The following is a 23,156-nucleotide window of genomic DNA, read 5'->3' as shown; positions in this document are numbered from 1 at the left end:
GTTCCTGTTAATACCTTAAGGCTGTCCCTGCAGGGGCGGCCTTTTTAAAAAGTTTTATCAAAATGAGAACAGTAAAAGTAATAATCAACGGCATAGTCCAGGGGGTGGGATTCCGGCCCTATATCTACCGGCTGGCAAAACGCCACCGTCTTTCTGGCTGGGTGCTCAATTCCAGCCGGGGGGTGGAGATATTGACCCAGGGCCAATCGTCCGGGGTCGATGCTTTTTTGACGGACATCCCGCGGGAACTGCCGCCTCAGGCCTCCATCGATCAAATTTCCGTTACCGAGGCAGTTCCGGGGGACTATTCCGACTTCACCATCCGGGAGAGCCTTGGCGGCGGAGGCAATACCCGGCTCTCCCCGGACATTTCCTTATGCGACGACTGCCGGAGGGAGATGCTGGATCCGACCGATCGCCGCCACGAATACCCCTTCATCAACTGCACCAACTGCGGCCCCAGGTTCTCCATCATAAAGAACACTCCCTACGACCGGCCTTTTACAACCATGTCGGCCTTTGTTATGTGCCCCAAATGTCTAAAGGAATATGATGACCCCGAGAACCGCAGGTTTCATGCTCAACCCAATGCCTGCCCGGACTGCGGGCCTAAAGTACGGCTGTGCGGCAGCGATGGAAGTATGATTGCCGAAGCGGATGGGGCCGTTGACAAAACGGCCAGGCTGCTGTTAGCCGGGGAGATCCTGGCCATCAAGGGGATCGGCGGGCTTCATCTGGCCTGCGATGCCGGAAGTGATTCGGCCGTCAAAAAACTTCGAGACGGAAAGAACCGGCCGGACAAACCGCTGGCCCTGATGTGCGGGTCATTGGATGATGTGCGGGCCATCTGCGAAGTGAACAACCAGGAGGCGAAGGTGCTGATGTCAAGCCAGGCGCCGATAACCCTGCTTAGAAAATCGGAAATGGGAAACAGGAAACCGGGAAGACTATCGGATAAAGTGGCCCCGGGAAATGATTATCTGGGGGTGATGCTGCCCTATGCCCCGGTTCATCATCTTTTATTCAAAGATCTGAAAAAAATATCCCCCGGATTCGTGGCATTAGTGATGACCTCTGGCAATATCCAGGATGAACCGGTCGTTATCGGCAATCGGGAGGCTTTGGACCAACTGGCGGAGATCGCGGATCATTTTTTGTTAAATGATCGGGAGATCGAGAATCGAAACGACGATTCCATAGTTTTCTGGACCGCGGCCGGGGACACCCAGGCCGGGAATTTCCAGATAGTCCGGCATTCCAGGGGCTACGCCCCCAATCCCATCAATCTCCCGGTCCCGGTGCCGCCCACCCTGGCGGTGGGAGGGGAGATGAAGAATGTCTTTTGCCTGGCCTCTGGCGATAAGGCCTATGTCAGCCAGCATATCGGCGAGATGGACAACGCTGCCACCCTGGAATTCTTCGAAGAAATGGTGGATAAATACCAGAGGTGGTTCAAGATAAAACCGGGAATTATCGTCCACGACCTGCACCCCGATTACCTGACCACCAAATGGGCCAAGGAGCAAGCCGGGGTGTCTGTGCGTGCCATTCAGCATCAAAAGGCCCATATCTTAAGCACCCTGGCCGATAACGGGAAGGTCATACCGGCCATCGGCGTGGCCTTCGACGGGACCGGCTACGGCCAGGACGGAAAGATCTGGGGCGGGGAGTTCTTTGTCTTCGACGGCATAAACATCGAAAGGGCGGGACATTTGGAATATCTGCCCCTGCCGGGCGGGGAGATTTCAATAAAAAAACCCTACCGGATCGCCGCCGCCTATAGCAAATATCTTCTCAACCAGATTCCCGTAAAACTGATGCCCAAAGATAGCCCAGCGGAGCTGGAGGTGATAGCCAAACAACTGGAGAACGGCTTTAATCTGGCCTGGACGTCCAGCCTGGGGCGACTGTTCGATGCGGTCAGCGCTCTTTTAGGCGTCTGCCGGAGCATTACTTTCGAGGCCCAGGCGGCCATGGCACTGGAGAACTGCCTGGCTTCAGGGATCAAAGAAAGATATGGGTTTGATTTGGCTGAAATAAATGGGATGACCTTAGTGTCGGTGAAAAACCTGTGGAAACAGCTGTCTGACGATATCCTGGCGGGAAAAAATGCCGGGGTTTGCTCGGCCAAGTTCCATAATACAATCGTTGACTTTACTTTGCTGATGTGCGATAATTTGAGGTCAAAAACCGGCATCAAAACAGTGGCCCTTTCCGGCGGGGTATTCCAGAACCGCTTCCTTTTAACGGCGATTTCACAGGGCTTGCAGCGGAAAGGATATGATGTTCTGGCGCACCGGCAGGTCCCGGCAAATGACGGGGGAATTGCATTGGGACAGGTGCTTGCCTCCTTTTTAAAATAGAAAACAGGAAATCGAAAATAGTGGATTGAAAATGATAGAAGTAAATTTGGAATAGAGGAGGAACACGGTGGAAAGTGGTTCTTTCGCTGAAAAGAATGCAGGCCGAAAGATAGTGAGTTTCCGTGACTTGGATGCTTGGCAACGATGTTTTGATGTGAAGATGTTTTTCTTTGAAATTACAAGGAAGCTACCAAGGGATGAAAAATTCATCATCACTGAAGATATAAGAAGAGTGGCTATTTCCATAACGGCCAATATTGCAGAAGGCTATGGTCAGTTTCACTTTCAAGAGAACATCCAATATTGCCGACAATCAAGGGGCTCATTATATGAACTTTGGGACCATCTGATCTCTTGCTTGCACTTTAATTATATTACTGAGGAAGAATATAATAAGGGAGTGAAATTGATAGAAAATGCTCTTAAAGTTGTTAATGGGTATATAAATTTTCTCAATAAACAGAAGGCCAAAACGATTAACGATTAACAAATTGCGATTTTAAAATATGTGTTTAGCCATACCAGCAAAGATCGAAACCATCGAAGGCACCAAGGCCGAGGTGGACATCCGGGGCCTTAAAAGAAAGATCGGCCTGCAACTGATGCCCGACGCCAAGGTGGGCGAATTCGTGCTGGTCCACGCCGGGTTCGCCATCCAGCGGATCGATCCGGAGGAGGCCGAGGAAACCTACCAGCTGCTGGAAGACACCGGCATCACCATATCCTGACGGACGCCGGCAATGATCGATCTCGATAAATTCCGCGATCCGGCGGTGGCCGCCAAGCTGGTCAAGAGGATCGAAGCCCTTTGCGACGGCCCGGCGGCCTTCATGGAGGTCTGCGGCACCCATACCATGGCCATCTCCCAGTTCGGCATCAGGGGACTGATCCCCAAATCCATAAAGTTGCTTTCCGGGCCGGGCTGTCCGGTATGCGTCACCGCCTTGTCCGATATAGACAGGATGATCGCCATCGCCGAACAGAAGGACGTGATCTTCACCACCTTCGGCGACATGATCCGGGTTCCCGGTTCACATTCCAGTCTAAGGGAAGCCAAGTCCCAGGGTGCCGATGTCAGGATACTGTATTCCCCGCTGGACGCCCTGCAGATAGCGGTTGAAAACCCGCAAAAACAGGTGGTCTTCGCCGGGGTGGGTTTCGAGACCACATCGCCCACCATCATAGCCACGGTGCTGGATGCAAAAGAGAAGGGCATTGGGAATTTTTCGGTCTATCCGGCCTTCAAAACCGTGCCCCATGCCCTGAAAGCCATACTGGAATCGGGTCAGACCAGGATAGACGGGTTCCTCTGCCCTGGCCATGTTTCGGCCATCATCGGCGTCCATCCGTATCAATTCATCCCGACTCAATACCAGATCCCCTGCGTCATCGCCGGGTTCGAGCCGCTGGACATACTGGAGTCGATCGTGATGCTGTTGGAACAGATCAAAGCGCATAAAAAAGACGGCTCGGCTTTCTCCGTGCAGACCGAATACCGGCGGGGAGTGCCCGATGCAGGGAATCCCCATGCCCTATCGATGATAGATAAAGTCATGATGCCCTGCACCGCCGAATGGCGGGCCATTGGAAACATACCGGAGACCGGGCTTTGCTTCAGGGATGAATACAGTTCCTTCGACGCCTCAAAACGATTTGAGGTCGAAGTTCCTCCGGCCATAGAACCCCAAGGGTGCATCTGCGGGCAGGTGATGATGGGGTTAAATCAGCCGGATGAATGTCCGATGTTCGGGAAGAAATGCACGCCGGAAAGCCCGGTGGGGCCCTGCATGGTGTCCTCTGAGGGGGCCTGCGCTGCCTGGTACAAGTATGGGACGGGGAATTAAAATCGAAACTATTCAGCCACAAAAGGCACAGAATACACAAAATGGACGAGAAAGAGATATTGGATCTGTGCGGCAAAGTAAGACAATCAGCTTTCGGTCTGCATGCCTTCTTGCGATCCGGACATTTGGAGAAAGTTTACGAAAACGGGTTGGCGCACCGCTTGCGCATGGCCGGACTGAAAGTTGAACAACAATACCCGCTCAAGGTTTATGATGAGGACGGCACGGTTTTAGGCGATTACTTTGCGGATTTGCTGGTTGAATCGGAACTGATCATCGAACTTAAAGCATGCAGATCAATTGCTGACGAGCATATTGCCCAGGTATTGGGTTATTTACGTGCCTCTAAGCACAGGCATGCGTTGTTGATCAACTTCGGCACACAAAAAATCCAGACCAAAAAGCTCATCTTGTGATTTATGTGCGGTATGTGGCCATTTTTGGGATAATAGTACAAGGCATCTGACAATTTATAATGCCCGCTGATAATAAATAGAATATTATGGAAACATCAAATAAAATACTGCTGGCCCACGGCTCCGGCGGGCGGCTTTCACACGAATTGATAGAGAAGGTCTTCAAGTCCCGGTTCTCCAATCCGATGCTGGACCAGGGGGATGATGCGGCGGAATGCAAACTGCAAAATGAAAAATGCAGAATTGCATTCACTACCGATACCTATGTGGTCAAACCGCTGTTCTTTCCCGGCGGGGACATCGGGCGGCTGGCGGTGTGCGGCACCGTCAACGACTTGGCCATGAAGGGCGCCAGGCCATTGTATCTTTCAGTTGGCTTCATCATCGAAGAGGGCCTTTCCCTGGAAACCCTGGAGAAGGTGGTCGATTCCATGGCCCTTGCCGCCAAAGAGGCAGGGGTATCCATAGTCACCGGGGATACCAAAGTAGTGGACAAGGGCGCCTGCGACGGTCTGTTCATCAATACCTCCGGGGTGGGGGAGATACCGGAGGGCGTCAATGTCTCCGGAGCTTTAGCCGCACCGGGGGACGCGGTGATCATCAGCGGTTCGGTGGGCGATCACGGTACGGCGGTGATAAACGCCCGGAATAATTTCGGCCTGAGCGGCGATCTTTTTAGCGACGTGGCTTCCCTTAATGGACTGGTGTCATCGTTGCTGAAGGCGGGGAGCATCCACGTTCTGCGCGACCCCACCCGGGGCGGCCTGGCCACCACCCTCAATGAGATCTCTCGGCAATCAAAGGTTGCCATTGCCATAGAAGAGGAAAAGATACCGGTCAAACCGGAGGTCAAAGGCGCCTGCGAGATGCTGGGGCTGGATCCGCTGTACGTGGCCAACGAGGGCAAGCTGATCGCCATCGTGCCCGGCGGGGAGGCCGAAGGCATCCTGAAGGCCATGCGCCAGGACCCGCTGGGCAGGGAGGCGGCCATCATCGGCCAGGTCGAATCCGGCAAGCCCCAGGTGCTGCTGAAGACCTTTCTGGGCAGCAGGCGCCCGCTGATGATGCTGGAGGGAGAGGCCCTGCCGCGGATCTGCTGAAAGTTTGTCATCCTGAACCAGGCATCTTGCTTGACAAGCCGAATGGATGACGGTTGATAAAAATAGATATTTAAAATTGGTTGTCATCCTTCAGCCAGCAGGGCACGATAACTTCTCAGGATGACAACAACAAAAAGACATCAGGTTCAAGGAGTTTTGTCATGAAGATCGAAGATATCTTAAACAAACAGCGCACCTGCGTTTTCCTGTCCGGCCAGAACAAAAATGACATCATCGCCGAACTTATCGGCCTGATGGTCAAGGACGGGTTGATAAGCGACGGCCGGGAACTGCTGGACTCGGCCATGGAGCGGGAGGGACTGATGTCCACCGGCATCGGCAAGGGGGTGGCCATTCCCCACGGGCGCGCTAAGGGGCTCAAGAAAATGGCCGGGGCCTTCGGCCTTTGCCGGAGCAAGATAGATTTCGGCTCGCTGGACGGCCAGCCGGTGCAGATATTCTTCTTCATCGCCACCCCCCAGAGCATCATCGCCGACCACGTCAAGGCGCTGGCCCTGGTGTCGCGCCTGCTGAACCGGGAGGAGATCCGGGCCAGGCTGCTGGCGGCGGACGATCCCCAGAAGGTGATGGATATCTTCACGGAAGCCGAAAAGGGCGAGGTCAAAACATGAAGTTCCAGGCCAGCAAGGGCACCTATGACGTGATGCCGGACCAGGTCCATATCTGGCAGCACATCGAAACGGTGATCAGGGAACAGGCCCGGTTATACGGATTCAAGGAGATCCGGACCCCGGTCTTCGAGGATACCGCGCTGTTCGTCAAGGGAACCGGCGACACCACCGACATCGTCCAGAAGGAGATGTACACTTTCACCGACAAGGGCCAGCGTTCCATCACCCTGCGGCCCGAGGGTACGCCGCCGGTTTTACGGGCATTGATAGAACATAATTCGCTGAAGGAACAGCCCTGCGTCAAGGTCTTTTATCTGGCCCCCATGTTCCGCTACGAGCGGCCCCAGGCCGGCCGGATGCGCCAGCACACCCAGTTCGGGGCCGAGATCGTCGGAACGGACAGCCCGGTGGCTGATGTAGAGGCGATCGCGCTGTTGTTCTTCACCCTGCAGAAGCTGGGTCTGGGCGGCTTAAGCTTAAGGCTCAACAGCCTGGGCTGTTCCCAATGCCGGCCGCTTTACCGCCAGAAGCTGATGGACCATTTCAAGCCCCTGCTGCCGGAGCTCTGCGACAACTGCCAGGACCGCTATGGCCGCAATCCTTTAAGGATACTGGACTGCAAGGTGGACCAGGCAAAGTTCAAGGATGTCCCGGAGATGAAGGACTTTTTGTGCGGCGACTGTAAGACGCATTTTCAAACAGTTCAGGACCGGCTTAAGGATCTGGATATCCCGTTCACCCTGGACAAGAACCTGGTGCGCGGACTGGACTACTACACCCGGACGGCATTTGAGGTGGTCTCACAGCATCTGGGGGCCCAGGATGCCCTGGGCGGCGGCGGGCGCTACGACGGCCTGATGGAGGAGCTGGGGGGAGATCCGGCCCCGGGGGTGGGCTTCGGGTCAGGTTTGGAACGTTATGTTCTGGCGCTCAAAAATCAGGGCGTCAATCTGCCCCCGGAAAAGCGGCCCGATGTTTACATCGCAACATTAGGCGATGAGGCGGTGAAGAAGGGAAGCCTGCTTTGCGCCCAGCTGCGGCAAAAGGGTTTGGCTTGCGAGCAGGAGCTCTTGGGCCGCAGTTTAAAGGCCCAGTTGCGCGAGGCCGGCCGGCTCAATGCCCGCTACGTGGCTCTGATCGGCGAGGACGAGATCAGGAAGGGCGTGGTGACCCTGAAGGACATGGACGGGCATAGCCAGACAGAAGTGGCTTTCGATGAATTGGTGAACAATGTGCCGAAGTACTGCCAGTGCGAGTGAAGACCGCCCCCAACCCCCTCCGATGCGGAGGGGGATAAACCTAACCCCTGCACCCCTCCCCCTTTCGCAGTCAATATATAGGCAAAGCTCAGGGCAGGCTCTCGAGGGAAGGGGACGGGGGATGGGTTTAAAAGAACTGTAATCACTCTAATGTTTTTAGCGGGAAAGGTTCCTATGTCCGAAAAAATAAAACAATTCAACGCCTACCGGTCCAAGATGAACGACCGGATACTGGCGGCCGAGCACACCGGCATCAAGCGGTTCTTCAACCTGGATACCGCCGCCTACCAGGACGGGGCGCTGCCGGGCAAGACCAAGGAGATGCTGGGGCTGTGCGCCTCCACCGTGTTGCGCTGCAACGACTGCATCAGCTATCACGTCATCCAGTGCAAGAAGCTGGGGGTCACCCAGGCGGAGTTTGACGAGATCATGAACATCTCGCTGGTGGTGGGAGGGTCCATCACCATACCGCATATCCGCAAGGCGTACGAGATGTGGGATGAGGGAGAATAACTACACACGAAATATACAAAAAGCGCAAAATCGCTGAATGAAAATTATTAATAAATATAAAAGTGTTGCGTTGCTTTGTTTGTCATTCGCGTTTGTTTTGATTGTTACTAAAGTATTATGGCAACCTTTTTTATTGAGATATTCGATATATTTAAACCCTGCAATATCCTGGCGTTTATATGACTGCAAAGTAAAATCTATAGAATATGATATGGAAGGATTTAGGGGCAGGAATGATATAATCGGGTTATTGATGGGTAATGTAAAGGAAATGATTTTCAATTGTGAAAATAAAGCATCTTCAGAGATCGGCATAACCTACAATTTCACATTCGCAATAGATGGATATGGAAAACGGAAAGAAAATTGTTCACAAGGCCACACTCCTTTAATTAAAAGAATATATAAATTGATCGAAAAAGCAGAATCCTGCGATGCAGTTGCTGAGATAGTAAAGAAAAACAATATTAAAACAGCCCAATTAGGCTTATTAACATTGAATCAAGAAAGACGCTTGAATGCTGTTAAATATGGGGATAACTTAATATGGGATATTGATAAGAAACAATTATTTATATCCAATTTGCCATGGAAAGATTATAGATATTTACCGGGCCATTCGAACAGTTTAACGGCTTTAAAAGATACTTCTATCGTCTTGTCGTCTAACGATACGATCCTTAGGGCTGATTGTTACCCTTATCATAATATTTATAAATATAAATTTTTAATTTCTGACTGCAAAGAGGGATTACTTGAGACCAACTGTGATGACAGGGTGACAATATCTCATAATTGGTTGCCTAATATCGATACTTTCGACATTGATTTTTTGGAAAATAAAGTTCTAAATAAATTGGTAGTGTGTGGTTTGCGAGAAAGTTATTTGAGATCTAATTTCAATTTAGTTCAGGCAAAAGCTATAAAACGATTAAGTTATAAATATGTAAATGGTCATTATAATAATAATTCAACATTATGGGGAAGATGTGTATTTAAATGGGAAACGGGGATAAGGTGCATTGATGATTTCAAAGGCAATGGTTTGTTAATATGCTTATATTTTACATATTATACTAAAGAGGATAGCTTTGAGATGATTCGTGTCGGTACTTCAATTAATAATATGTATGGTCAAATAAAATTCAAAGAAATGGAAAAATTAAAAAGTATATACCAAGGGAATTTTTCTCAAAGTAAAAACTTATTTACAAAAAAAGAGGCTTATATAAAAATACTACCTGATGGCAATCTGGCAATAAAATGGGATAACGGAGAACTTAACCTTAGTACAGGTAAAATAGATATGGTTCGTCGTGGGGCTATGTCTTGTATTATGCCTGATGACATATTTAGATATAGACATCTTGATTATAAATTTCCATTGAATAAAATAAAGGCATTATGAAACTCGAAACCTTAGGCGCCTGGGAACGCAGCCACACCTGCGGGGAGCTTCGTTCCGAACACATCGGCCAACCGACCGTCCTCTGCGGATGGGTGCACCGCAGCCGCAATCACGGCGGGCTGATCTTCATCAACCTGCGGGACCGCTACGGCATCACCCAGGTGGTGTTCGACCCGGCCCAGAACGCCGAACTGACCGAGGCCGCCAAGGACCTGAGATCCGAATACGTGATCGCGGTCAAGGGCGCGGTGCGGAACCGGCCCCAGGGCCAGACCAACCCCGGCATGGTCACCGGGGTGATAGAGGTGCTGGCCGACGAGGTCAAACTGCTCAACAGCTCGGCTGTCCCGCCCTTCGTGATCGAGGACCAGACCACCGCCTCGGAGGACCTGCGCCTGAAATTCCGCTATCTGGACCTGCGTCGCCCGGCCCTGGCCCAGAACATCATCCTGCGCCACAATTTCATCCTGGCGGTGCGCAATTATCTTAGCGCCCAGAACTTTCTGGAGATCGAGACCCCGCTGCTGACCCGCAGCACGCCTGAAGGGGCCCGGGATTATCTGGTACCCTGCCGGGTCCAGCCGGGAAAATTCTATGCCCTGCCCCAGTCCCCCCAGATATACAAGCAGATACTGATGGTGGCCGGATTCGACAAGTATTTCCAGATCGCCCGCTGTCTGCGCGACGAGGACCTGCGGGCCGACCGCCAGCCGGAGCACACCCAGATAGACATCGAGATGAGCTTCGCCACCCAAGACCAGATCTTCTCCCTGGCCGAGGGGATGTTCCAGCAGGTATTCAAGGAAGTGGCCGAGATAGATTTGCAGACCCCGTTCCCGCGCCTGCCCTACGCCGAGGCCATGAACCGCTTCGGCTCGGACAAGCCGGACATGCGTTTCGGTCTGGAGCTGTGCGAAATCGCAGCGGTGGCCGCCAAGTCGGAATTCACCGTCTTCAAGCAGGCCTTGGAGAACCATGGTCAGGTGAAGGGCATCTGCGTGCCGGGCGGGGGCAAGTGGTCCCGCAAGGACATCGATGGGCTGACCGAGTTGGCCAAAATATACGGGGCCAAGGGGCTGGCCTGGGCCAAAGTTTCCGGGGAATCTTTGGAGGGCTCCATCGCCAAGTTCTTTGCCGGGGAGCTGGACCAGGAATTGATGCAGACCATGTCCGCCAAGGACGGCGATATCATGCTGTTCGTGGCCGACCAGCCATCCGTGGTGGCGGCCGCATTGGGAGCGCTGCGCATCGAGTGCGCCAAGCGGATGGACCTGATCCCCCAGGGCAAGTTCGCCTTCGCCTGGATCACCGATTTCCCGCTGTTCCATTACAACCAGGAGGAGAAACGCTGGGAGGCCGAGCACCACATGTTCAGCATGCCCAAGGAAGAGCACCTGGAATACCTGGACAGCGATCCGGGGAAAGTGCTGGGGCAGTTGTACGATCTGGTGGCCAACGGCTCCGAGTTGGCCTCGGGCTCCATCCGTATCCACCGCCGCGACATCCAGGAAAAGGTGATGAAGGTGTTGGGGCTCTCCCCCGCAGAGGCCGCCAAAAAATTCGGCTTTCTGCTGGAGGCCTTCGAGTACGGGGCCCCGCCCCACGGCGGCATCGCTCCCGGGGTGGACCGGATCTTGGCCATGATCACCGGCGGGGACAGCATCCGCGACGTGATCGCCTTTCCCAAGACCACCTCGGGCAGCGGCCTGATGGAGGGCAGCCCCTCGGAGGTGGACCAGAGGCAGTTGAAGGACCTGCATATCAGATTGGATCTGTAACATTTTTAAATGTTATAAAGGCGGGCCTAAGACACGCCACTACTACAGAATCCCGATTGCCCCTGCTGAAATTTATTGACATTTGACCGGTTTTGGAATATACTAATAATTCTTGAAAAAATGCCCCCGGTATTGGAAACTTATTACAGGAGTTAGATATACGACAATGGTAGAGATCAGATGGCACGGTCGGGGAGGACAGGGCGCCAAGACCGCCGCATTGCTATTTGCCGATGCCGCCCTGGCGGTAGGCAAGTATGTGCAGGCCTTCCCAGAGTACGGACCGGAGAGGATGGGGGCTCCGGTGCAATCCTTCAACCGAATAGACGACAAACCCATATTGATGCATTGCCCGGTCAAATCTCCCAGCGTGGTGGTGGTGCTGGACCCCACCCTGATGGCCTCGATCAACGTCACCGCCGGCCTGGGCAAAGAGGGGACCCTGATCATCAACACCGGACTGGACGCGGCGGAGATCAAAAAAAGCGTCAAATTCGACGGCAAGATATTCACGGTGGACGCCTCCAAGATCTCCGAGGAGACCATCGGCCGGAAGATACCCAACACCCCGATGCTGGCGGCCCTGGTCAAGGTCACCGGAATGCTGGATTTTGACAGCATGCTGGAGGACACCCAGAAGAAGCTGGCCAAGAAATTCGCCCACCGGCCGGAGGTGATCGAGGGCAACATCCAATCCATGAAACGGGCGGCACAGGAGGTGAAATCGGCATGAGCGAACTGAAGAAATACCAGGAACTGGCCCTGGGCGGCAATATAGAAAAAGGCGGCACCGCCGTCGATTTCAAGACCGGGGACTGGAGAAGCTCCCGGCCGATCTACCATCCCGAGAACTGCATCCAGTGCCTGTTCTGCTGGGCCTACTGTCCGGATTCGGCCGTGATCCTGAAGGACGGCCAGGTCGCCGGGTTCAACCTGGAGCACTGCAAGGGCTGCGGAATCTGCGCCCACGAGTGCCCGGGCAAGAAGAAGGTCAAGGCCATCACCATGGAAGAGGAGGTCAAGTAGCATGCAGAAGATCATTCTGGCCAAGACCGGAAACGAGGCCATGGCTCTGGCCATGAAGCAGGTCAACCCCGACGTGGTGGCGGCCTACCCCATCACCCCGGCCACCGAGATCGTCCAGATATTCTCCCAGTACGTGGCCGACGGCGAGGTCAAGACCGAGTTTGTGGCGGTGGAGTCCGAGCATTCGGCCATGTCGGCCTGCATCGGATCGGCCGCGGCCGGGGCCCGGACCATGACCGGCACCAGCTCCCAGGGCCTGGCCTTGATGTACGAGATGGTCTACATCGCGGCCGGCCTGCGCCTGCCCATCGTGATGGCCAATGTCAACCGGGCCCTTTCGGCCCCCATCAACATCCATTGCGACCACTCCGACTCCATGGGCTGCCGGGATGCCGGCTGGATCCACATCTTCTCCGAGAACGCCCAGGAGGCCTACGACAACATGATCCAGGCGATGCGGATAGCAGAGCACCAGGACGTCCGTCTGCCGGTGATGGTCACCACCGACGGCTTCATCATCTCCCACGGCATGGAGCGGATCGACACCCTGCCCGACGCCGAGGTCCAGGGCTTCATCGGGAAGTACGATCCCCTGATGCACCTGCTGGACGTCAAGAAGCCCTTCACCATCGGGGCCATCAACCTGACCGATTATTACTTCGAGCACCGCCGGGCCATGGTGGACGCCCAGAACAATGCCCTCAAGGTCATCAAGGAGGTGGGGGCCGAGTTCGGCCAGAAGTTCGACACCAATTACGGCCTGATCGAGAAATATCAATTGGACGACGCCGAGGTGGCCATCGTGGCCCTGGGATCCACCTGCGGCACCGCCAAGGTGGTCATCGACCAGCTGCGGGGAAAAGGCGTCAAGGCCGGACTGATGAAGATCCGGGTCTTCCGGCCCTTCCCCGCCGAAGAGATCGTAAAAGCGCTGGAGAACATCAAGACGGTGGCGGTGCTGGACCGCTCCGATTCGGTGGGTGGCTTCGGCGGCCCGGTGTTCACCGAGGTCCGCTCGGCCCTCTACGGCTCGGCCCACAAGCCCCAGATCGCGGGCGTGGTCTACGGACTGGGCGGCCGCGAGATAGACATGGAGCAGATAGAGAAACTGTTCATGGATCTCAAGGACGGAAAATTCAAGGCCGATTCGGTCAGCTATCTGGGGGTCAGGGAATAGACAAAAATTAAAAAGCAAAAATCAAAGATCAAAAATCCTGGTTTTGCTTATCAGTAATACAGAACTATTTATTCAAGGAATATAAAAATGGCAAATCTTAAAGAATTGGCCGCCCGGGGCGACAAGTTCACCGGCGGGCACCGGGCCTGCGCCGGGTGCGGGGCCACCATCGTGGCCCGCCAGGCACTGCTGGCGGCCGGCGACAAGCCGGTGGTGGCCACCTGCGCCACCGGCTGTCTGGAGGTGGTCTCCACCATCTATCCCTACACCGCCTGGGACGTTCCCTTCATCCACAGCGCCTTCGAGAACTCGGCGGCCACCATCTCCGGGGTGGAGGCGGCCTACCAGTCGCTGAAGCGCCAGGGCACCGTTACGGAAGACATCCGTTTCATAGCCTTCGGCGGCGACGGCGGCACCTATGACATCGGGCTGCAGGCCCTGTCCGGAGCCATGGAGCGGGGCCACAACATGCTCTACATCTGCTACGACAACCAGGCCTACATGAACACCGGGATCCAGCGCTCCTCGGCCACCCCCAAGGGCAGCTCCACCACCACCAGCCCCAACGGCAAGAAGATCCCCGGCAAGGTCCAGTTCCGCAAGAACCTGACCGAGATCATGGCGGCCCACGGCATACCCTATGTGGCCCAGAGCGTGGTGGGCAACTGGTCGGACTTCACCAAAAAGGTGGAGAAGGCCCTGGCCAAGGGCGGCCCGGCTTTCATCGCCGTGCTGCAGCCCTGCCGGCTGGGCTGGGGCTATCCGCCGGAGCTGACCGCCGAAATGGGCCGCCTGGCGGTGGAGACCAATTTCTGGCCGCTGTACGAGGTGGAGGACGGCAAATACAAGCTGAACTATACCCCCAAGGAACGCAAGCCCATTGATGAATGGATGTTCCAGCAGGAGCGCTTCCGCCATTTAAAGAGGCCCGAACACCAGGCCCTCATCGCCCAGATCCAGCAGGACATCGACGCCCGGTGGGATCACCTGAACAAGAAATGTTCCCTGTAAAAATTTACCTTTTATAATGAGGTATTAAAAAGTGTCGGAAAATGTAAATGTCTTCGAAGACGATTTTTGGACGATCAGCGAGAAGCTGAACGAGCTTCTCAAGAACACCAATGCCCTGTCGGTGCTGCTGATCGACAAGGCCGGCCAGCTGATCACCACCGCCGGGGACATCAGCCAGCTGGACACCACCTCCTTCGCCTCGCTGTCGGCGGCGGACTTCGCCGCCACCAGCCAGCTGGCCATGCTGGTGGGGGAGAAGGAATTCGCCACCCTGTTCCACCAGGGCGAGAAGCAGAACATCTACGTGGCCTCCATCGAGGCCCGGGTGATGCTGGCGGTGGTGTTCGACCAGCGGACCACTTTGGGCCTGGTCCGGGTACGGGTCAAGCAGACGGTGGCCGAGCTGATCAAGCTTTTCCAGGCCATATTCTCCAAACTGGATGGCGGACCGGGATCCGGCGGGCCGTCCCCCCTGGGCAGCGACTTCGCCTCGGAGGCCGAGTCCGAGCTTGATAACCTTTTCAAGTGAGCGGGAGGAAAATTCGTGTCTTTAATCAACTACTCATCCCGCGAGATCAACTGCAAGGTCGTGTACTACGGATGCGGGCTGTGCGGCAAGACCACCAACATCAAATATATCTACTCCAAGGTGTCTCCGGAGGCCAAGGGCAAGCTGATCTCCCTGGCCACCGAGCTGGACCGCACGTTGTTCTTCGACTTCATGCCGCTGGACCTGGGCAGCATCAAGGGCTTCAAGACCCGGTTCCATCTTTACACCGTTCCGGGGCAGGTGTTCTACAATGCCAGCCGCAAGCTGATCCTGAAAGGGGTGGACGGGGTGGTGTTCGTGGCCGACTCCCAGGTGGAGCGGCTGGACGCCAACCTGGAATCCATAGCCAACCTGCAGGACAACCTGGCCGAGAACGGATTCAACATCGAGAACATCCCCTTCGTCATCCAGTACAACAAGCGGGACCTGCCCAACATCGCCTCGGTGGACGAGCTGCGGGCCCAGCTCAACAAATGGGGGGTGCCGGATTTCGAGACGGTGGCCCATCAGGGATATGGGGTGTTCGAGACCCTGAAGGAAGTGGCCAAGAAGGTATTGAAGAACCTGGGATGATCCGGGATAAAATAAAAAGCCGTTGGGTATCCCCAACGGCTTTTTTATTCTGATCTGAATTTATATTTTAGCGATGGGCAAATATCTGACCAAACTGTTATGGCTGGGGTCCGGCGGGAACCGGGCCGGATACTACGCCTTCGAGGTCCACCTGAGGAAGGCGGAGGTGCTGGAGCTGACCGGCCGCTGGGCCGAGGCGGAGTCGATCTACGGCCGGAGCCTGGAGCAGGCCCGTTCCGCCGGGGATTCCGATCGTCTGGCCCGGAGCCAGAGCAAATTGGGCAAGGTGCTGCACAACCGGGGCGAATCGGGCCGGGCCAGGGAGCTGCTGGGCGCGGCCCGCGATCATTACCAGTCGACCGGGGATTCCCGGAGCCTGTCCGAGGTTCTCAACAAGATGGGCAACAGCCACAGCCAGCAGGGAAATTACGGATTGGCCCTGGAGTGCTTTGAAAGATCCCTGGAGCTGGCGACGGGTTGCCGGGACCGGGCCGGGATGTCCATCGCCATGAACAACCTGGGAAATATCCACGGCGATATGGGCGACAGCCGCAAATCCCTGGAGTATTACCAAAGAGCCTGCCAAGCCGACGAGCAGGCCGGCGACCGGCTGAGCGCCAGCATAGACAGGGGCAATATGGGGTGGGTGTACCTGTCCCTGGGGGACCACCGCCGGGCCCTGGAATGCTGGGAGCACCTGACCAGATGGGCGGAACATTTCGGCGACAAGCATTCGCTGAGCATCGCCCTGGGCAACATGGCGGCGGTCCAGGTGATGCTGGGGCAGCATCAGGAAGGGATGAAGGGCATCCGGGCCCGGCTTAAAATAGCCGGGGAGCTGGGCGACAAAAAGGGCCTGAGCCTCAGCTACAGCCACCTGGCCGGCATTCACTCCATCAACCGGGACTACCCCCGGGCCATTGAGGCTTATGGCCGGGCCATCGGCCTGGCCCGGGAGGTCGGACTGAAATATTATCTGACCATGTATCTGCAGGAGGCCGGCGAGGCGCATTTCGAGCTGGGAGAATACCAGGAGGCCGGGGAGCTGTGCCGGGAATCGCTGGAGATATCCCGGGCGATAAACAGGCAGGATACCATTTTCAAATGCCGCCTGCTCCAGGCCAAGCTGGCCGCAGTCAAGGACCGGGCGGAGGGCGTCCGGCTTATCCGGGAGCTTTTGGCCGGGTCCGGACAGCCGGATCAGCAGGCGGTCATTAATTATGAGCTGTTCAAATTGACCCAGGACGGCCAATGCCGGAAGGCGGCCCTGGAATTATATGCCCGGCTTTACGAAAAGACCCCGGATATCGATCATAAGAGAAAGATGGAGGAGCTGGAAACATAGATCGATCAGCTTTTTATAATTCCCGGGCATTAACGCCCGGGTTTTTTAATGCATTTGCATAATCATATTATATGTGATACAATAACGACTTAACATGCAGAATTCAAGTCACATAGAGGGCATCCTGCCCCAGATAAACAAGCCGGGACGGTATACCGACAACGAGCTCAACGCCGTTCACAAGGACTGGGATGGGGCCGAGGTGCGCCTGGCGCTGGCCTTTCCCGACCTGTACGAGATCGGCATGTCCGGGCTGGGGCTGGCCATCCTGTACGCCGTCGTCAACAAACTGCCTTATGCCTTGGCCGAGCGTTCCTATTCGGCCGATATCGACCTGGAGGCCAAACTCCGGGAGCAGAACATTCCCCTGTGGGCCTGGGAGAGCCAGCGCCCGTTAAAGGATTTCGACATTTTGGGCATCACCCTGCAGACCGAGCTGGGCTATACCAATGTCCTCAATATGCTCGACCTGGCGCAGATATCGATCAAATCGGCTGACCGGCAGGAGGGCCACCCCATCGTCATCGGCGGCGGCTCCTGCTGTGCCAATCCCGAGCCCATGGCCCCGTTCTTCGACTGTCTGGTCATCGGCGACGGGGAGGAGGTCATAGTTGAGATATTGGAGCAGGTCAGAGAAGCCAAGCAAAAAAACGAGAATCGAAAATCGATAATCGTGAGACTGGCCAGGATATCGGGGGTATATGTTCCGGCCGTTCACGCATCAAATGACACGATAAAAAAACGCACCATCCCAAGCCTGAAGCTGGAGGATGCCCCGCATCCCCCCATAGTCCCGCTGGTGGAGGTGACCCACGACCGCCTGACGGTGGAGATCACCCGGGGCTGCACCCGGGGCTGCCGCTTCTGCCAGGCCGGGATGATCTACCGCCCGGTGCGCTCCCGCTCCCAGGAGGACATTGTCAAGCTGGCCAAGGAGGGCATTGCCGCCAGCGGCTGGGACGACATCTCCCTGCTGTCGCTGTCCACCAACGATTATCCCGATTTTCCGGGGTTGCTCAACAAGCTCAACGGCTGTTTTGCCAGCCGGCGGGTCTCCATCTCGGTGCCGTCATTGCGGCTGGATTCCTTCAGCCGGGAGATGGCCTTGGCCCTGAAAAAGATCAAGAAATCCGGGCTGACCTTCGCTCCGGAGGCCGGCAGCCAGCGTCTGCGGGATGTCATCAACAAGGGGCTGTCGGACGATGATCTCTTGAATGTCATCAAGATGGCCAGAGAAAACGGCTGGAAGCTGGTCAAGCTGTATTTCATGATCGGCCTGCCCACCGAGACCTATGAAGACCTGGACGCCATGATCGCCCTGTGCCGGAAGGCGGCCGGGTTGGGCATCAGCATCAAGGTGGCGGTCTCGCCGTTCGTGCCCAAGCCGCAGACCCCCTTCCAGTGGGAGGCCCAGAACGACCTGCAGACCATCAAAGACAAGATCGGCCATCTGAACAAAGGGCTCAAAAGCGCCCGGGTGCAATTCAAGTGGCACGATCCCGAATCGTCGGCCCTGGAGGGCATATTGTCGCGGGGCGACCGGAAACTATCGGAGGTCATAGAAGCCGCCTGGCGCAAGGGCTGCAAGTTCGACCAGTGGAGCGAGCATTTCTCCTGGCCCAAGTGGCAGGAGGCCCTGGCCGAATCGGGCACCGATATCCCTGCTTATACCGGAGCCAGGGACCCAAAACAGCCGCCGGCCTGGGCCCATATCGATTACGGGGTCGATCAAAAATTCCTGCTGGCCGAGAGGGAGCTGGCCTATCAAAGTTCAGTCACTCCGGATTGCCGGACAGGGGAGTGCACCGGGTGCGGGGTGGGTTGCCGGGTTGCCGGACAAGTGAAGGATCAAAAGGTTCAAGAGGTTGGAAAGGTTGAAGAGGCTGAAAAGGTTCAAAAAGTTGAAAGGAATATTGAGGATGACGGGTTCGGGCGGGCGCGGAAGATGCTGCCCCAGGCCGCCCCCCTGGCCAAGACCCGCTTCCGCTTGAAATACAGCAAGGGGCCGGAGATAAGATTCATCTCGCACCTGGACATAAGCCGGGTCTGGCTGAGGGCCATCAGCCGGGCAAGGTTGCCCATCGCCTATTCCCAGGGTTTTTCCCCCCATCCCAAGGTCTCCTTCGGGCCGCCGCTGCCGCTGGGCATCACCAGCCGGGGGGAGTATATGGACATCCAGCTGGACCGCCCGGCGGCCTCCGAGGCCATCGGCTCCCTGCAGGCGCATCTGCCCCGGGGAATGGAGATATCGGCCGTCAAGCCCATCATGAGCAACGCCCGGTCCATCTCCGAGCTGGCCGAAGCGGCCGATTATATGGTCAAATGGCAGGGCGATGCCGCGGCCATAAGGTCGAAACTTGAAGGCCTGCCTGCCTGGCCGGTCAAAATAATGAAAAAAAGCCTGCTGATCGAGGCCGATATCAGAAAACAGGTGATGGATGTCATTATGGCGGAAGGAGGCTTTATCGTCCGGCTAAAAATGAACGTCAGCGGGGCCAAGATCGGGCAGATAGTCAATGCCCTTACCGGCCAGGACATTGAAAAGGGGCGGGTGGATATTGAGAGGATCGATCTGTATTCCCTTGCAAAACAAAATGTTAGATCCATCGCTGACGGCTGACGGAACCGTCATCGCCAATAATAAAGTCTGCAAAATCGCACAAAGATGTCTGTGGCAAAGATAATAGGGCTTGAAATTTGGTCTATTTTTGATTATAATTATAAGCTGTTCAATTTCACAAATTCAAAAAAATAATAGAAACCATAACAATTCAGGAGGGACGGTATGTCAACGGTTACCAAAATCAAGCCATTAGGCGACAGGGTGTTGGTTAAGCCGGCAGAGGCCAAGGAGACCAAAAAGGGCGGGATCATCATTCCCGACACCGCCAAGGAAAAGCCCATGGAGGGCGAAGTGGTGGCGGCGGGCCCGGGCAAGATATCCGATTCCGGAACCAGGATGGAGATGGACATCAAGAAGGGCGACAAGGTCCTTTACGGCAAGTACTCCGGCACCGAGGTCAAGATCGACGATGTGGAATACCTGATCATGTCATCCGACGACGTCATGGCCATCATCCACGAGAAATAAATAGAACGCTTTTTGTCATTCCCGTGAAAACGGGAATCCAGACTGGATACCCGCCTGCGCGGGTATGACAGAGCATCTTAAAGCCAAAAAATAAAAATCATATAGAGGAATAAGGAGAAAATCATATGGCAAACGGCAAGATGATAGAATACGATGTCAAGGCCCGGGAAGCCCTGAAAAGGGGCGTGGACAAGCTGGCCAACGCCGTCAAGGTGACCCTGGGACCCAAGGGCCGCAACGTGGTCCTGGATAAGAAATTCGGCTCGCCGCTGGTGACCAAGGACGGCGTGACCGTGGCCAAGGAGATCGAGCTGGAGGATCCCTTTGAGAACATGGGCGCCCAGATGGTCAAGGAAGTGGCCTCCAAGACCTCCGACATCGCCGGCGACGGCACCACCACCGCCACCGTGCTGGCCCAGGCCATCTGCCGCGAGGGCATCAAGAACGTCACCGCCGGGGCCAATCCCATGGACCTCAAGCGGGGCATCGACCTGGCGGTGGAGACCGTGATCGCCGAGATCAAGAAGATCTCCAAGCCCACCAAGGGCAAGGCCGAGATCTCCAACGTGGCCACCATCTCCGCCAACAACGACCGCACCATCGGCGACCTGATCGCCGACGCCATGGAGAAGGTGGGCAAGGACGGGGTCATCACGGTGGAAGAGGCCAAGGGCATGGACACCACCCTGGAGACCGTGGAGGGCATGCAGTTCGACCGGGGCTACATCTCCCCCTATTTCGTGACCAACGCCGAGCGCATGGAAGCCGTCCTGGAGGACGCCTACATCCTGATCTACGACAAGAAGATCTCGGCCATGAAGGAACTGCTGCCCATCCTGGAGAAAGTGGCCCAGGTAGGCAAGCCGATGATGATCATCGCCGAGGACCTGGAGGGCGAGGCCATGGCCACCCTGGTGGTCAACAAGCTGCGGGGCACCCTGCAGGTCTGCGCCGTCAAGGCGCCGGGATTCGGCGATAGGCGCAAGGAGATGCTCAAGGACATCGAGATCCTGACCGGCGGCAAGGTGATCTCCGAGGAGCTGGGCTTCAAGCTGGAGAACACCGTCATCGGCGACCTGGGCCGGGCCAAGCGCATCACCGTCGACAAGGACAACACCACCATCGTGGAAGGCGCCGGGAAGACCAAGGACATCCAGGCCCGCATCGGCCAGATAAGGGCCCAGGTGGAGGAGACCAAGAGCGACTACGACAAGGAGAAACTGCAGGAACGGCTGGCCAAGCTGGCCGGCGGCGTGGCGGTGATCAACGTGGGCGCGCCCACCGAGACCGCCATGAAGGAAAAGAAGGCCCGGGTGGAGGATGCCCTGCATGCCACCAGAGCCGCGGTGGAGGAGGGCATCATCCCCGGCGGCGGGGTGGCCTTCATCCGCGCCATACCGGCCCTGGATTCCATCAAGGCCAAGGGCGACGTCAAGATCGGAGTGGACATCATCCGCCGGTCATTGGAAGAGCCGATGAGGCAGATCGCCAACAACGCCGGGGTGGAAGGCGCCGTGATAGTGGACGAGATCAAGAAGAACGCCACCCCCAGCGTGGGCTACAATGCCGACAAGGACAAGGTGGAGGACCTGGTGGAAGCCGGAGTGATCGATCCCACCAAGGTGGCCCGGATCGCCCTGCAGAACGCGGCCTCGATAGCCGGCCTGCTGCTGACCACCGAGTGCGTCATCGCCGACAAGCCCAAGGAGGAAAAACCCATGCCGATGCCCCAGGGCGGCGGCGGATACGGGGACATGTACTAAACGACCTCACCCTACCCTCTCCTAAAGCATTAGGAGAGGGACAAGGAAGAGATGATAGAAGAAACCCCGCCGAAAGGCGGGGTTTCTTGTTGACAGGTGGATGAAGATTTTGATATGCTTCTTACAAATAAATATTTATGGATAAAGGTAAAAACATGAAAAGAATTAAATTCGGATTTGTTGTAATATTGCTGATAATGATTTCTACGGGCTGTGGCTCGTTCATGGTGGATCCCACTCCTAAAAAGCCATTAATACCACTTGATGAACTAAAAGGGAAAATTGTATTTTCTTCTGATCGTGAGGAAGGCTACGCAACAAAAGAACGAATCTATATGGTTGACGCAAATGGAATTGGGCTAAAAGCGTTAAGTGCATCGCATTTAACAATGGATAGCGGTGAAGCTAAGGTAATCAGAGATATGTACCCCTGCTGGACGCCGGATGGTAAAAAAATAATCTACCTTCAAGAAACATATATCAAGCCATCGCAATATAAGCAATCATATTGGATGATGAACATTGATGGTGATGACCGTAAATGCTTGGTTAATTACTATTGCGACACAATATATTCCCTGGGTGATATGTCGTTGTCGCCAGATGGTTCCACTATAGTAGCACGACTCCTCAGTATGAGGGGACCAAGGCCATTGTTATTGATCAAGGATATCTACGCTGAAACAAGGTATGAAACAATAGCTCTAGGTGAGTATTTCGGCAAACCCCGATGGGCATCTGATGGCAAGAAAGTAGTCTTTTTTGGGTTTAGTGGCCGTGGTATACAAGCAAACCATGATATTTTTACGATTGACAACGACGGCACAAACCTGCAAAAGCTGACAAGCCATCCGGCACGTGATGCCGATCCTGCCTTTTCACCTGATGGGAAACAAATCGCTTTTATTTCCGGGCGGAGCGGTGGCGATCATGTTTTTATAATGGACGCGGACGGTGGCAATGTGCGGCAGGTAACGTCTGGCAGATTTCATTGCAATTCGCCAGTGTGGTCGCCAGACGGCAAGCTTATTGCGTACTGCCGTTCCGCAATTAGTCCTGCGCAAGGTCATGAAATATGGGTGACGACGGTTGATGGCACAATGGAAAGAAGTATAACCACAACGGTGCAGGTATCGGATATAAGAGATGGTAAGAAACAAGGAAAATATAAAAAATGGAGCGACGACGGTTCATTGGATTGGCGATAGCTAAATACTGAATATAATAAATTCTAACCCCGCCGAAAGGCGGGGTTTCTTTCTTGACAATTCATATTTAACGTGTTATTATTTCCATGGATTTTAAGG

The 23,156-nt window shown here is 55.3% G+C and carries 22 protein-coding genes and 1 other annotated feature; all 22 genes read left to right on the top strand.

The annotated features are described in order from the left end of the window. Positions 1-62: 62 nt before the first annotated feature. A complete protein-coding gene (locus A2273_08340) occupies positions 63-2,363 on the top strand; it encodes a carbamoyltransferase HypF (protein OGF08344.1) in 2,301 nt (766 codons plus the stop codon). 160 nt (positions 2,364-2,523) lie between these two features. Then, positions 2,524-2,850 (top strand): hypothetical protein, encoded by a 327-nt coding sequence (locus A2273_08335; GenBank protein OGF08374.1) that lies wholly within the window; start codon positions 2,524-2,526, stop codon positions 2,848-2,850. Further along, positions 2,587-2,638: a sequence feature (possible 23S ribosomal RNA but 16S or 23S rRNA prediction is too short), on the top strand. Its footprint overlaps the gene before it by 52 nt. 19 nt (positions 2,851-2,869) lie before the next feature. Continuing rightward, complete coding sequence (locus tag A2273_08330; protein OGF08343.1) at positions 2,870-3,091, top strand: hydrogenase assembly protein HypC; 222 nt, start codon at positions 2,870-2,872, stop codon at positions 3,089-3,091. Positions 3,092-3,103: 12 nt separating this feature from the next. Then, a complete protein-coding gene (locus A2273_08325; GenBank protein OGF08342.1) occupies positions 3,104-4,207 on the top strand; it encodes a hydrogenase formation protein HypD in 1,104 nt (367 codons plus the stop codon). Positions 4,208-4,248: 41 nt separating this feature from the next. After that, positions 4,249-4,623: a hypothetical protein gene (locus A2273_08320; protein OGF08341.1), complete on the top strand. Its 375-nt coding sequence runs from the start codon at positions 4,249-4,251 to the stop codon at positions 4,621-4,623. Positions 4,624-4,709: 86 nt separating this feature from the next. Beyond that, positions 4,710-5,723 carry a hydrogenase expression/formation protein HypE gene (locus tag A2273_08315; GenBank protein OGF08340.1) on the top strand — a complete coding sequence of 338 codons (1,014 nt, stop codon included), beginning with the start codon at positions 4,710-4,712 and terminating at the stop codon, positions 5,721-5,723. A gap of 161 nt (positions 5,724-5,884) precedes the next feature. After that, on the top strand, positions 5,885-6,355 hold the full coding sequence (locus A2273_08310) for a hypothetical protein (protein OGF08339.1): 471 nt from the start codon (positions 5,885-5,887) through the stop codon (positions 6,353-6,355). Further along, positions 6,352-7,614 (top strand): histidine--tRNA ligase, encoded by a 1,263-nt coding sequence (locus A2273_08305; protein OGF08338.1) that lies wholly within the window; start codon positions 6,352-6,354, stop codon positions 7,612-7,614. Before A2273_08310 ends, A2273_08305 begins: the two co-directional genes overlap by 4 nt. A 174-nt stretch (positions 7,615-7,788) precedes the next feature. Next, positions 7,789-8,127 (top strand): alkylhydroperoxidase, encoded by a 339-nt coding sequence (locus A2273_08300; GenBank protein ID OGF08337.1) that lies wholly within the window; start codon positions 7,789-7,791, stop codon positions 8,125-8,127. 211 nt (positions 8,128-8,338) lie between these two features. After that, positions 8,339-9,535, top strand: a complete 1,197-nt coding sequence (locus tag A2273_08295; protein ID OGF08336.1) for a hypothetical protein — start codon at positions 8,339-8,341, stop codon at positions 9,533-9,535. Next, a complete protein-coding gene (locus A2273_08290; GenBank protein OGF08335.1) occupies positions 9,532-11,313 on the top strand; it encodes an aspartate--tRNA ligase in 1,782 nt (593 codons plus the stop codon). The genes A2273_08295 and A2273_08290 overlap by 4 nt, the downstream gene beginning before the upstream one ends. 166 nt (positions 11,314-11,479) lie before the next feature. Further along, positions 11,480-12,046 (top strand): pyruvate synthase, encoded by a 567-nt coding sequence (locus A2273_08285; GenBank protein OGF08334.1) that lies wholly within the window; start codon positions 11,480-11,482, stop codon positions 12,044-12,046. Then, positions 12,043-12,339 carry a hypothetical protein gene (locus tag A2273_08280; protein OGF08333.1) on the top strand — a complete coding sequence of 99 codons (297 nt, stop codon included), beginning with the start codon at positions 12,043-12,045 and terminating at the stop codon, positions 12,337-12,339. The genes A2273_08285 and A2273_08280 overlap by 4 nt, the downstream gene beginning before the upstream one ends. Before the next feature lies 1 nt (position 12,340). After that, entirely contained in the window at positions 12,341-13,516 is a 1,176-nt protein-coding gene (porA, locus tag A2273_08275) for a pyruvate ferredoxin oxidoreductase (protein ID OGF08332.1), read from the top strand. Positions 13,517-13,603: 87 nt separating this feature from the next. Next, the gene (locus tag A2273_08270) at positions 13,604-14,527 is read left to right on the top strand and encodes a pyruvate ferredoxin oxidoreductase (GenBank protein OGF08331.1); all 924 of its coding nucleotides are present in this window, start codon (positions 13,604-13,606) and stop codon (positions 14,525-14,527) included. 31 nt (positions 14,528-14,558) lie between these two features. Next, a complete protein-coding gene (locus A2273_08265) occupies positions 14,559-15,056 on the top strand; it encodes a hypothetical protein (GenBank protein OGF08330.1) in 498 nt (165 codons plus the stop codon). A 15-nt stretch (positions 15,057-15,071) separates the two neighbouring features. Then, positions 15,072-15,650 carry a gliding-motility protein MglA gene (locus A2273_08260; GenBank protein OGF08329.1) on the top strand — a complete coding sequence of 193 codons (579 nt, stop codon included), beginning with the start codon at positions 15,072-15,074 and terminating at the stop codon, positions 15,648-15,650. Between the two features lie 73 nt (positions 15,651-15,723). Further along, a complete protein-coding gene (locus A2273_08255; protein OGF08328.1) occupies positions 15,724-16,995 on the top strand; it encodes a hypothetical protein in 1,272 nt (423 codons plus the stop codon). A gap of 94 nt (positions 16,996-17,089) precedes the next feature. Continuing rightward, positions 17,090-19,615, top strand: coding sequence for a hypothetical protein (locus A2273_08250; GenBank protein ID OGF08327.1), 2,526 nt, complete (start codon positions 17,090-17,092; stop codon positions 19,613-19,615). A gap of 165 nt (positions 19,616-19,780) precedes the next feature. Next, positions 19,781-20,086, top strand: coding sequence for a co-chaperone GroES (locus A2273_08245; protein OGF08326.1), 306 nt, complete (start codon positions 19,781-19,783; stop codon positions 20,084-20,086). 125 nt (positions 20,087-20,211) lie between these two features. Then, positions 20,212-21,849, top strand: coding sequence for a chaperonin GroL (locus A2273_08240; protein OGF08325.1), 1,638 nt, complete (start codon positions 20,212-20,214; stop codon positions 21,847-21,849). Between the two features lie 137 nt (positions 21,850-21,986). Continuing rightward, complete coding sequence (locus A2273_08235; protein OGF08324.1) at positions 21,987-23,057, top strand: hypothetical protein; 1,071 nt, start codon at positions 21,987-21,989, stop codon at positions 23,055-23,057. The last annotated feature ends 99 nt before the right edge of the window (positions 23,058-23,156 follow it).

The sequence above is a fragment of the Candidatus Edwardsbacteria bacterium RifOxyA12_full_54_48 genome, from assembly GCA_001777915.1.
Classification (GTDB): domain Bacteria; phylum Edwardsbacteria; class AC1; order AC1; family EtOH8; genus UBA2226.
This window is presented reverse-complemented; position numbering and strand designations above follow the sequence as displayed.